This is a genomic window from Arthrobacter sp. 24S4-2, assembly GCF_005280255.1.
Lineage (GTDB): Bacteria > Actinomycetota > Actinomycetes > Actinomycetales > Micrococcaceae > Arthrobacter.
In genome coordinates, this window is the sequence record NZ_CP040018.1 from 5,551,015 (window position 1) to 5,563,753 (window position 12,739).

Genomic DNA, 12,739 nt, shown 5'->3' on the forward strand with positions numbered 1-12,739 from the left:
GCTGCTAAAACCGAGTGGGCGCAATCGAACGCATCACCTGCCTGCCGCTATCCTTCATTTTCCTACGGATGTTTCACGTGAAACACATACGGCTGTTGCTGCGATCGACAAGCGAAACGCTATTTGCGTTCCTATCTCGCACAACCACCGCTCTCCGCCGCCACGTGTGCCTATTGCACCACGTGCCCCGCCTCACCTCGCGGAGTGCAGGCAAGGACAAACTTCCCGGAACTCGCTCACCGTCAGACGAGCGAACAGGCGCCTGTTTCACGTGAAACCGTAGCGACAACCGGCCATCCTTTCGCGAACGACCTCTTGGCATACCAGCCAGGCGGGACTGCAACTTCCGACTACCATTCCGGCGGGAAGTGCTGGGCACTGTGCCTAACTGATCGACAGTCCGGCTCGTCAGGGACGTTGCTCTATGCCGTCTGCACAGAGGAGTGCTCACGCCTCACTCCAAAAGTGAGCCCGGCCCGTCGGGTACTCCCGTGAGCCCGGTAGAAAATGGTCACTGTCGCCCCTTTCATGTCAGCACAACGAACCATGCCGCAGACCAGCGCGGACCGGAGCCTGGGAGGCGCCGATCGGCGCTGGAGTGAGGCCTGTCAGCAGGCCTGCCGCGGACCGATTTGACCGCTGTGGGGTTGCGCAAGGAATACAGACTGCAACCCGACGCATCCACTGGCAGTATCCACGGCCGCCTGGGCCGCCGATGATGACCGGCCAGGTGCAGATCCGGTGCCGATTCAGCCGGGTGCAGGAACCACCTACAGCCCGGTTTGCTCCGGTAACATCCGCAAATCCATGTCATCAGCCCCGGAAACCGCGACGTACTCCCGCTATCGAAGTCAGGCCCAGATGTCGCTGCAGCGAAATCCTGTAGCATCAACCAGCACACGGCCACACCAGCCCAAAACCCAACCAGATTCATCAGACTGCCGGCTAAGCCGTCCGCTGCCTTCGTGGCTCCTCGGAGCCAGCCTCATCACTGCAGTCGCGCCGGGTCTCAGTGCACGGCATCAGCGCGGACACGGACATTACGGCGGAATCCAATACTGCACAGTTGGCTCCTCGAGTGAGGCCTCAGCCCAGGCAACAGCCGGGTGGATGCTAGTCGTCACAACCCAGATGGCAGCCCCGTTGAAGCTGCCCTGCTGGCGCTGCACACTAATGTTCGGACCAAACCAAAAGTTCGCCGCCTGTTTCACGTGAAACATCTGGGGCCATCCCCAGGCCTCGAGTTCAAACCGACTGTCCGTTTACTAAGCAGCCATCGCGCCAATGGGATACTGCGATCGAGCTCTCATCCACGCGGAGGTCAAATCAACCCATAGGAGGCGGCATCGCCCCAATCGCGATGCCCGAAACCCCGGCCTCGACCCCAAAGGCATCTGCTGCAAGGGACCTCCCGGAAACCGTACCCGTACCCGGGGGACCGTCCGTACTCCTAACCTCGAATCCCTGACCCACTTGGTCCTCAACAGCACAGAACCAGAGAGCCGGCGGACGACTACAAGGCACCAGCCTGTTTGTGAATTTCGATCCATTCCCTGGCGATGCCAGTCCCCGTTCCCCTCCAAGGGTCGCCCCTCCTAGCCATCGGAAACCCTCTGACCAACGCCGTTGACCGGTGCCGCAATGAGTCAACAATTCAAGCATGCTCGTGGCAGCTAGCCGCACGAAGGTCCAAGGAGCACGACAAAGTGGCTGCAGGTGGCCCAGCCAGCAGCATTGGAACAACCGAACCTTTAGCTTCCGAAGGGCTTGGGTGGCCACACCCAAGTCATGTTTCACGTGAAACATGGAACTCAATCAGCCACTTGGAAACCAAATCCGCTTGCGCAGACTCCTCGGCAGGACAATAGAACCAGAGCCCGGAGCCACGGAATATATATCCCACAGGGCACAGGGCGCTGGACCACCGCGCGCGAACGCAATCGCAAAGCCCATGGGAGGCCTTCGGCGCATCATTCCAACCGCACCACCACGGACTTCCGAGACACAGCGGGAAATTGCAAGGATCTCGAATTCGAAGCAGCTCTGCGGAACAAATGGCAAACAGGCTCGGCCTTCCCGTCAGGGACCTGCACCCTTGCCGCATGCACGGAGTACAACCGCAAGTTACAGGCGGCATGGAACCAGGCAGGACGCAACAGCCCACACCCAAACCCGCCACGTAAACGACCAAAGCCCCACACCACCACGGAAGGCCCAGCCCGATTCCGACACCCAGCGAAGAACTACAGCGGCCAGCAAGGACCCGACTAGGCGAATGCCACAAGTCACGTTCCGGCAAAAGCGAACTATCCAAGACGCGGTGAACCATCAGCCAATTGGGGAACCCCTCCAAGTCGGCCTTCCCGATGGCCTTGTAAGTGACGGGGGCGGCTTGCGATGTCCTGGGTGGGGACCGGCTCCTCAGAGAGATCAGGCGTATTTTCAAGACCTTGGCAGGTTCACGCTCCCTTGTGCATGGCAGTCCCTAACGTCTGACACGACCGCACATTCCTTGCGGCAGCACCATGTTCCTTGCGGCAGCACCATGCCCGGGGGAGACCCGACCGCACATCCCGCGTCCTCCTAGCCGCTCTCCATGGTAGGCTCCTACTGCTCCGGACCCGGATGTCGGGCGAGGTTCCACGTAGCGCGGTGCATAGCCAGCAGGCTGTCCCAAGGCCTTGGACGCCGTGTCGTCGCGGCTGCGCCGTTCCACACGCAACGTTCCTGTCAAGCATGCTGCATCCCCGTGGAGGCTTCCGCGTATCTCCAAGGGCTGGAAGAGCTAACCCGTTACGTCGAATTGGCGCCTGCCGACATCAGCGGTAGTCCGGCGAGCTGAGCCCGGTCCCGCCGTCGCGGCCACGGCTGCCCGCACCAACAGCAACTGCCGCAACGCCACCCAAGTTGCCGATCATGTTCTAACGACCGGGCTGACGAGAGTCCATTAGTCCTCGGGCCAAAACGGAGACTAGGCTTCCGCATGGGTCGGTCTCCGGCGGATGCGCCGGCCCGTACGCGGTCCGTCGTGCCGGCCCAGGGCGCGACCGTTTGGTGTCTCCCACTTCCCAACCGCATAGTCGCTCGTCCGTCCGACGAGTTGCGGTCGATTGCCTAAAGATGAGGGACCTTGCAGGGTATCCTTGCCCATCTCGCCTGGTGATGTCGCGGCACGCTCAACCATCGCGAGGACGAGCGCCGAGGCTGCCGGCACGTGTCCGTTGACATGTCCAGGCTGTCAATCTGCACCGACGATAGCCCCATCCGAGGCGGGCCTGAACGCAGAAAGTTTTGGAATCTGGCGGTGGATTCGTGGTGAGTTTGGCACTTATCCCCAGTACCTCTGTCAATTCTCCACAGATGTTATCCACATGCTTATCCACACCCATGTCCGTGCAGTGGGGATTGTGATTCCGGACATATCCACAGCCGACATTCCATCCGTCACCAATGTGGCGCAGGTCACGAGATGTGCTCTCTGTGGAGCGAGCTGGTTGCACGTTTGCTGCTGGGCTGATTTGCCAACAAAACGGTCAGATTCCTTGATAACTCGTTGTTTTCAATGAAATTTTGGATCCAACAGCGAGCGTTGGGATGTTTCACGTGAAACGGGACAGGTTTACGGCCCGTACTCCAATCCGAATGCTGGGTTGCCACTGAAGTCCGCGCGTTCAGCCAATCAGATCCCACTGCTCTATCCACAAAGTTATCCACAGCGATATCCACTGGTTTATGCACCGGGTTATGCACCGTGGGTCGGAGAAGATGAGCAGACGCTGGTTCTCGCCTGAGGCGCAAAGAGGCCAACCAGGAGCCTTGCACCATGCCCTCGGCTTGCCCCAGCATCGACCCAAGGAAGCGCATTCGTTCAGCGGAAAATCCAGTTGGCTAATCCACTGACCTTGTCCCCAGTCTGAATTCGTCAGCCGCGGAGGCTAAACCCGGTCCACCTTTACGGGATCTATCTCCTCACCCAGGCCCAGGTACCCACGCATGGGGCCCCGAAAACATACATCACGTATCGGGGACTGACGATATTCACGGCCAAGATTGACCAAGAGCATCACTCGGAGATGACCGTACTTTTTCAGAGCAGTGACCTTTTTCAGAGCAGTGACGCGGAGGACATCCAAGTTCCGGCAGGGAAGCGCGCCCAACGGAAGTGTAGGATCGCGGGGGGAGCGTCGGCACACCGGGCAGGGCTCTCAGTCCGAGCCGCAAATCGGGCGGACTGCGCCAAGACATGTACATGTTCGCCGCTTATCCAACCATCCCCGTGGGTAGGGTCGCATACGTCCAGCTCGACTCCAGTACATACTGCACGTACTTCCAGTGGGCACACTTACACGACCTACCCTGGTCGGCGGGACATCACGAGTGGTTTGAAAGCTCCAGTGAACGTCGTGAACTGTGGCTTTGCCCGGAGGACCACGATTCACGCCAAGAGTATTCTCGGGCTCTCCGGGCCAGCTGCGTTAGATTGAGCGTCGCTGGCATAGGATCAGCTGTCGCTACTACGGACCTAGCTACTACGGACGTCGCTACTACATTGGTCTAATCCGTCGGCACATACCACCAACAAGGGGATAGCTATGGACCAGGCTCGACGCAACGAACAGAACCACTTTCGGCACCTCAGTAGTCGGGGAACACACTAACGTCCATCGAAGACTCACTGCAGTCACCCATCCGATCCCGGCGCAATCGCGAGTGCCCTCGGTCGGCCCGAAATGGAAGCCTACTGAAGCAACTGGATTTCCGCAGTAGCTATTGCTCGCCGCCGCAAAGTCCGGAGCAAGAACCCGTCAGTCGATCATTCCGCCGGCGGCTGATCCCTGCTTCCAGAATGGCCAGACATCTGCGGGGGACTCTCCGAACAGTCAGCCTGTTGGTCGCTGTAATCTGGCTTCGGCCGTGCAGCTGCGAATACCAATGTGCCGCGAAACTTGGGACCGCCATAGTGGACGGCTTTCCGTCCTCGCCGCACCTCGGCTCCGGCAGAATAAATATGATGACTGCTGCGGCGGCGTACGGCCTGACCTAACGGACTACTGTTTCACGTGAAACACGGCACCACGCAGTGGGGCCGGGTCTTCTCAGCCGACGGAATGCGTATGTAGACGCACCCACGTGCGAGTGTCAAAAGGAGCCCCAGGGTTTCCCGTCCCGACTGAACTGGAGATGGGGGACCGACACTCTGATCCCCGAGCCCGTATGGGCCCAAATCAGGATAGAGCGGAGCTCCTGGTCGATGTCCATACAACGAGTCCATAAGGTGTCGGTGCCGTCCAGGGGACCCACCGAACGGAATGGGGAAACGATCAAACACGGAAGATGGAAGCGCAGCCCGGGAGTACGCCAGGACAAGGACATCGCAATCGACTCTGTTCGGTGCTGCCCTCGTCCAGTGTCCTTCCCTGTGTTCCTGTCCCTGTGGCCGAACTCGCCGGTGTCTTCCCCGGTGGCCGAACCGGACGAATGCGCCTTAACACCAACCACATCCATTACGCGGTAACCCCAGTACCCATTAGCGGCGGTCTGGCACCGCATAATCCGCCCTTTCAGGGGTGCCTGCTCGACTGCAACAGCGACCTCTGCACACTTCGCCCTGGGGTCTTTGACTCCCAATACCATCGCGCCTTGCACCATCACCCCTTCTGCCTGTCCACAACACGAACGATGAATTCCAGCCATGTTGTTCAAGAGGCCAACAGGCCGCGGTAATCAAACCAGGGGCGGCTATAGCCACATACGCTCGAGCACCGCATATGTTTCACGTGAAACCAACGCCACCTGGATCCACGTGCCCTCAGAAGGGCCCGCTCCACGAGCGATAGGCCGGCATCTGCCGCAGACTCAAAAGGCGCTGAACAGACGCTCGGAGGCGTGGTCATCTGCCCGGCTCGTATCCCAACGGAATGAACCAACTCCCAAGCAGCGATGGCCCGCAGGGCGCCCATCATGCTGTTGTGGTTGTCCGTCGCTAGGCGTCAAACGATTCAAAGAAAGACAATAGAGTGAAGGCTCCACTGAGAACAACGAAGTTGCCAACGCACGCACCACCATGCAGGTAGCTCAGCAGCGCCTCCACCCTAAAACTCCGGGGGGCTTGGTATTCAACGGCCACCTCGGCGCAATTCGCCTGCTAGCACTCTTCCGCCGGATTAGTGGTCCCTCAGCGGTTGAGGGGAGCCCCTGCTCGTTCAAATTGTCCCGAACGGCGCTCTGAACGCCCCGCGGTACGGCTGGCCGTCGTCTGTTGGAATGAGCATGCCGACCCCATTAGCCGGCCTCGAGCCCAGAACCACCTTGGGTGGCGCCAGCAGGCGGTGCGCCAAGCGACCATTGGCGGTGCCCGAAAGGCCCGTGGGCGGTGCCCGTGGAGCGCGCAGCGGTGTCGATGGGCGCTGATTGCGGAGCCCGCAGCCAGGGGGCGGGACCAGGGGCAACAACGGACGTCCCGGCCGGGGACCGCATCGAGCCCAATGAGAAGCCTCGACGCGAGAAGAGGCCTCGACGAGTCATCGAATGCCGTCAATGAGCCCAAGCTGACGCCGTTGGCCGCGTTCCAGTGCCTACTGCCCAATATTTGGGCAAAAGATAGGGCCTGTTTCACGTGAAACAGGCCCTACTTTGCCAGCGGCGATTTAGTTCTCGGATCCCGGGCTGAGAACTTCCATGATCCGGTTCAAATCCTCCACGCTGGCGAACTCGATGCTTACGCGGCCCTTCCTCGCACCAAGGGAGATCTTGACGTTGGTGTCCAGGCGGTCCGAGAGCGATGAGGCGAGATAGTCCAGCCGCTCATGCCGCGCGCCAGGGCGGGGAATGTTGTTCTTAGTCGGAGTCGCAGGGCTTTGGTAGAGCGTAACCGCTTCCTCAGTCGCGCGAACCGACATGCCTTCGGCAACAATCTTCTGCGCCAGCCGTTCCATAGCGGCCGCGTCCGGAAGGCCGAGAAGGGCACGGGCATGACCCGCTGACAATACACTCGCAGCCACGCGCCGCTGGACCAGCGGGGGCAGCTTGAGGAGACGAAGAGTGTTGGAGACCTGGGGGCGCGAACGGCCTATGCGGTCGGCAAGCTGTTCGTGGGTGGTGCCGAAGTCTTCAAGCAGCTGCTGGTAGGCCGCCGCCTCTTCCAGCGGGTTTAGCTGGCTGCGGTGGAGGTTTTCGAGAAGCGCGTCCCGCAGCAGGTCGTCGTCGGTGGTGTCCCTGACGATTGCCGGGATTGTTTCGAGTCCGGCAGCCTGTACGGCCCGCCACCGGCGTTCACCCATGACGAGCTCAAACGGTTCGCCACCTTCTTCGGTTGAAGTACGGACAACAATTGGCTGGAGGACGCCAATTTCCCTGACGGAGTGGATGAGCTCTGCCATGTCGTCTTCATCGAAGACGGAACGTGGTTGCTTGCGGTTCGGGTGGATGTCCCCGACTGGAATCTCTGCGAACCTGACACCGGGCACTTCGACAAGTTCCGGTCCCTCGTCTTTGGCGTCAGCCGCCGACAACGTGTCCGACACGTTCGGTTCGGGAGCCTCGTCCGAGCCGGTTGTTGCCGCGGCGTCCGAACCCTTATCGGTCGAGGGCTTCCCTGTGGCGTATTCTTCTGTCGCAGCAGGATCCGCCGCGGACTGCAGGTTACGTGACGTGGACCGGGCTGCCTCAGCGGCGTCCTCTTCGATGAGAATGCTCGCGGCCGACGTCGGTTTCTTGCGGGCCTCCGGGAAGAACAAGTCCACTGGCCGTGAAGGCGCTGCACCGTTGCCGGAAGCGTTAGCCGGAGCGGAACTTGGAATGAGTGCGCCAAGACCACGACCGAGGCCGCGTCGCTTATCGCTCATGGATAAATCCCTCCAATGGAAGAGCCCGGCAGACCCGGCTCTGGCTAGTGCAATTGTTGAAAATTCTAACGTTCAGCGATTTCCGCTGCGGCTTCCAAGTAGGACAGTGCACCGCTGGAGGACGGATCGTAGGTCATCACGGTCTGCTGGTAACTGGGCGCCTCGGAAATCCTGACCGATCGGGGCACCACGGCGCCGAGGACCTGGTCGGGGAAGTGCTGCCGTACCTCTGCAGCTACCTGGGCTGCCAGGTTCGTGCGCCCGTCGTACATCGTGAGGAGGATGGTCGACACGACCAAGTCCGCATTGAGGTGCTTCTGGATCATCTCGATGTTCTTCAGCAACTGGCTGAGGCCCTCCAGCGCGTAGTACTCGCATTGGATGGGAATGAGGACTTCGTTGGCCGCGCAGAAGGCGTTGACCGTCAGGAGGCCCAGGCTCGGCGGGCAGTCAATGAAGATGTAGTCCAGCCGGGCCTCGCCGGCTTTCTCGCGTTCCTTGGCATAAACGTCGATGGCGCGCCGGAGCCGCTGCTCCCTGGCAACGAGCGAAACCAGTTCAATTTCGGCGCCGGCGAGGTGGATGGTTGCCGGTGCACAAATCAGATTATCGATGTCCGGGCACTGCGCCACGACGTCTTTGAGCGGCAAGTCGTTAATCAGGACGTCGTAAATGCTGTCCACGTCAGCGTGGTGTTCGATGCCGAGTGCTGTGGAGGCGTTGCCCTGCGGGTCTATGTCGATGACAAGGACGTTGAGTCCGGCAGCGGCGAGGGCAGCGGCGATGTTCACCGTGGTGGTGGTTTTGCCCACTCCGCCCTTCTGGTTGGACACCGTGAAGATGCGGGTCTTTTCCGGCTTCGGAAGATCCCGGCCAATCAGCCGTTCCCGGCGCTTGTTCTCGTGCGCCAGTTCGCGTGCGATCGGACTGGAGTCATCGATGGAATCCATGATGTTCCCACTGAGGGAGTCGGCAGTTTCACGTGAAACCGCCGTCGACTTGGAGCGGTTCGAAACCGAATTCAGATGATTCCACGAGTCACTCTGGGCAATTGAGGGCGCAACGATGGCCCGCGCGGACCCCAGGGACACGAACGGGGGTATCCGCTGTGTGGAGGCTTCGCTACTGGTCACTGTGACACACTCACTCTCATTCGGCTTTTTCTGCCGTTCACTAGCCTAACCGCTTCCCCCTAATGTCCTGCGGCACCGGGCCAGCAGCTAGGCAATCTTTTGCGTCTTATTAACAATGATCCGGACCACGGTGGTGGGTTCCTCCAACAGGTCCTCACCGACTACCACGACAGACGTCTGAACGCCGCCGAGCTTGCGGATGGCCTTGGAAGCCTTCTCTATTTCTTCACCGGCGCTTCGCCCCTTGATGGCAACGACCTCGCCCTTGCCGCCCAGCAACGGGATCGTGAGGCCGGCCAGATTGGACAGCGCCGACACCGCGCGGGCCGTGACGACGTCTGCGTTGACCATGCCCACGGCCAGTTCAGCGCGGGTGCGCATCACGGTGACATTCGTAAGGCCAAGATCATCCACCACTTCCTGGAGCCAAATCACCCGGCGTTCCAACGGTTCGATCAGGGTCAGTTCCAGATCCGGGCGGGCAATCGCGAGGCACAGACCGGGGAGTCCGGCTCCGCTGCCTACGTCCGCAACATGGCTGCCCTGCGCGATTTCACGTTCAATCACGGCGCAATTCAACACGTGCCTGCTCCAGAGCCGGGGAATCTCGCGCGGGCCGATCAGGCCCCGCTCGGTCCCTGATGTGGCCAGGTGCTCCACATAACGTTTGGCGAGATCCAGGCGGTCACCAAAAATCGCCTTGGCGGCCTTTAGCTCGGAAGCAGTGATATCAACCATTGTCAGCGTCCCGACGCCTTCAGTCTGCGGAGACAACGATGTGCCTCCCGGCACCTTCGCCTTCGGATTCGCTGACGAATCCAAGATCGGCAACTGCGTCATGGACGATCTTCCGCTCGTAAGCGCTCATCGGTTCCAGGGCAACAGCATCGCCGGATTCCTTGACTGAGGCCACAGCGTCTTCTGCGATCTTCTGCAGGTGGCCGGCTCGCTCCTGGCGGTAACCATTGATGTCCAGCACCAGCCGGGAACGGTTCTCCGTGGCGGAAAGAACCGCAAGGCGGGTCAGTTCCTGCAGTGCTTCCAGGACTTCACCGTCCCGTCCAACAAGGCTCTCAAGCCCTGTCGACTCTTCCTCGGCCACGATGGAAATGTAAGTCCGCCCGTTACGGACCTCGATGTCGATGTCGCCGTCAATGTCAGCAATGTCCAGCAGTTCCTCGAGGTAATCGGCTGCGACGTCGCCCTCTTCTTCCAGCCGGCTCGCGGAAGAACCCTTGCCGGAATCCTGGATCTCGTCCCGGGCGTCGTCCTGGTCTTCAACGGCCTCGGCGGAAACGGCGTTTTCGGTGCTATCGACAGACATTACTTCTTCTTCCTGTTCTTGCGTTGTGGCTGGATGCGCTGGCTCCTGGCGTCCGCGACAGCAGCGGCAGCAGCGGCAGCTTCAGCCTCGGCGTCGGCCTTCTTGCCTCCCAGAATGGGTAGGGCTGGCAGGCCCTTGGCGGCCCTGCGCTCGGCCAAGGCCTTGGCGGCGGGTGATCCCGGCGTCGGCATGCGGCGGATGACGAAGAACTGCTGACCCATGGTCCAGAGGTTGGTGGTGGTCCAGTAGATCAGCACACCGATGGGGAAGTTAATGCCGCCCACGCCGAAGACAAGCGGCAGGATGTAGAGCATCATTTTCTGCTGGCGCATGAACGGGCTGGCCATGGCCTCTTCAGACATGTTCTTGGCCATGATCTGCTTCTGCGTGATGAACTGCGAGGCCGTCATGGCCAGGATCATCACGATCGACAGGACCCACACAACCACCTGGTCGCCGCCGCCGCCATGCAACAGGGACGCCGACAGGGGGCCCCGAAGATGCTGGATTCGTCGAACTGCACCACCTGCTCGTGGCTCATCGCCCCTATGCCAATGCCGGTCTGGCGCGCAGCTGTGATGCCTGAGAGCACCTGGAACAGCGCGAAGAAAAACGGCATCTGGATCAGCATGGGCAGGCAGGCGGAGAACGGGTTGGTGCCGTGCTTCTTGTACATCGCCATCTGTTCCTGTGCCATGGCCTGGCGGGACAGCTGGTCGGTCTTGCCCTTGTACTTGTCCTGGAGCTTCTTCAGGTCCGGCTGCAGGAGCTGCATGCCGCGCTGTGCCTTGATCTGCTTAACGAAGACGGGAATCAGGGCGGCACGGATCACCAGCACCAGCCCGATGATGGACAGTGTCCACGTCCAGCCGTTGGCAGCCGGCAGGCCGATGGCGCTCAGGCCATCATGGAATCCGATCATGATGATGGAAACCAGCCACTTGAACGGGGCCATTATTGTTCCAAAGAAGTCCATACGATATCCCTATTCGTTAGGCCGCAACGCGGCCTTCTCCATCAGTCTGAGCAACCAGGTACTTGTCCGGATTGTTCAGCACAACAATTGTGGGGGTCTGGTTTTCAGGCCAGTGACGGTGACCGGCGGGGACGTGGTCCACACCACCGGCATTCCAAGGATGGCAGCGCGCCAGGCGCCGCGCCGCGAGCCAGCTTCCCTTGACGGCGCCGTGCACCGTGATTGCTTCGAGGGCATAAGCCGAGCACGAAGGAAAGAAGCGACAGACCTGCCCGTACAAGGGTGAAATCACCTTGCGGTAGGCCATGAGCAGCAGAATGAGAAAGTTGCGGGGCACGTTCCAAAGGAACCTGCCCACGAGTACCGCTGGTGGTTTTAAGAAACGGACGACGGCGGCAATGGAGTTACGCACGCGGTGTCCCTTCCTGTGTTGTTGTCCGTGATTCCGCTGACGCGGCCCGAGGACGGCGGCCGCCCAGCCGTTTCATGGTCGTTTCCAGAGCGGCGTTGTAATCTGCCAGCAGTTGGTCCCAGCTGGCAGCCGCGGCCGCAGGCAGTGCCCGGACCACGATGGCGAACCCGGTACCGTATTCCTGCAACGACAAAGCGCCGGCTTCCCTCAGTCTCCTCTTAACGAGATTCCTGACAACAGCGTTCCCAACACTCTTGGAAACGATGAATCCGATCCGGCTTGGTTCGTCAGCAGCAATAGCTACCGTATATAACACTACGTTCCGGCGTCCATTGCGGACGCCGGAACGTACAGTTGTTGAAAAATCGGTTGATGTCCTCAGACGGTTCCTGGTGGCTAGCACCGTTAAACTCGCAAAGGGATGGTGACCGACGAGTCAGTGTATTTAGGCCGACAGTTCGGTGCGGCCCTTGCCACGACGGGCTGCCAGGATGGCACGGCCGGCACGGGTACGCATACGAAGGCGGAAGCCGTGCTTCTTGGCTCGACGGCGGTTATTCGGCTGAAAAGTCCGCTTGCTCACGTTAGTTACTCCAGTGGATCAAAGGTGCGCCCACCCGATCAAAAAAGGGGAAGAACTGGCCGACGCTAAGTTTTGTATGTGGACGCTGCCCTCGACTCGTAGGACGCAGAACGTCAGAGAGATACAAATGAGGTCGAAAAGCGGACACAAAGGACTTCACAACGTTAGGCCAAAAAGCGCCCCTCAGTCAAACCGGGTCAGTCTTCACCACCCTGGACCCGCTGTGGTTAACGTCTGCCCACAGCCTGTGGATGAAGTGGCTCACAGGGCCCGGTTTCGAACCACAACGGTGTAATTATCCACAAGGCTCAACCCAGCTATCTTCTAGGCTTTTGATCCCCTAGAGTGGCTCAGTAGCCGATTATCCACGCTCTGTGTATAACCCTGTGGATTAAGCCGAACCAGCCCGCTGGTTCAGGACTTGTGGCTGCAGGTAATGCAGGCAAGCAAGTTTGAGGAACTGATTG

General features: G+C 60.2%; 7 protein-coding genes and 1 pseudogene. All 8 read right to left on the reverse strand.

Annotated elements, in window-relative coordinates:
- Positions 1-6,647: 6,647 nt before the first annotated feature.
- Complete coding sequence (locus FCN77_RS25725; protein ID WP_137324562.1) at positions 6,648-7,844, reverse strand: ParB/RepB/Spo0J family partition protein; 1,197 nt, start codon at positions 7,842-7,844, stop codon at positions 6,648-6,650.
- A 65-nt stretch (positions 7,845-7,909) separates the two neighbouring features.
- Positions 7,910-8,977: a ParA family protein gene (locus tag FCN77_RS25730; RefSeq protein ID WP_137324563.1), complete on the reverse strand. Its 1,068-nt coding sequence runs from the start codon at positions 8,975-8,977 to the stop codon at positions 7,910-7,912.
- 87 nt (positions 8,978-9,064) lie between these two features.
- Entirely contained in the window at positions 9,065-9,715 is a 651-nt protein-coding gene (gene rsmG, locus FCN77_RS25735; protein WP_137324564.1) for a 16S rRNA (guanine(527)-N(7))-methyltransferase RsmG, read from the reverse strand.
- Positions 9,716-9,734: 19 nt separating this feature from the next.
- Positions 9,735-10,301, reverse strand: coding sequence for a R3H domain-containing nucleic acid-binding protein (locus tag FCN77_RS25740; RefSeq protein WP_137324565.1), 567 nt, complete (start codon positions 10,299-10,301; stop codon positions 9,735-9,737).
- A pseudogene (gene yidC / locus FCN77_RS25745) lies at positions 10,301-11,277 on the reverse strand (membrane protein insertase YidC). Before yidC ends, FCN77_RS25740 begins: the two are co-directional and overlap by 1 nt.
- 16 nt (positions 11,278-11,293) lie before the next feature.
- Complete coding sequence (gene yidD, locus FCN77_RS25750; protein WP_137324566.1) at positions 11,294-11,689, reverse strand: membrane protein insertion efficiency factor YidD; 396 nt, start codon at positions 11,687-11,689, stop codon at positions 11,294-11,296.
- On the reverse strand, positions 11,682-12,092 hold the full coding sequence (gene rnpA / locus FCN77_RS25755; protein ID WP_137324567.1) for a ribonuclease P protein component: 411 nt from the start codon (positions 12,090-12,092) through the stop codon (positions 11,682-11,684). The genes yidD and rnpA overlap by 8 nt, the downstream gene beginning before the upstream one ends.
- Before the next feature lie 42 nt (positions 12,093-12,134).
- Positions 12,135-12,272: a 50S ribosomal protein L34 gene (gene rpmH / locus FCN77_RS25760; RefSeq protein ID WP_003800212.1), complete on the reverse strand. Its 138-nt coding sequence runs from the start codon at positions 12,270-12,272 to the stop codon at positions 12,135-12,137.
- Between the last annotated feature and the right edge of the window lie 467 nt (positions 12,273-12,739).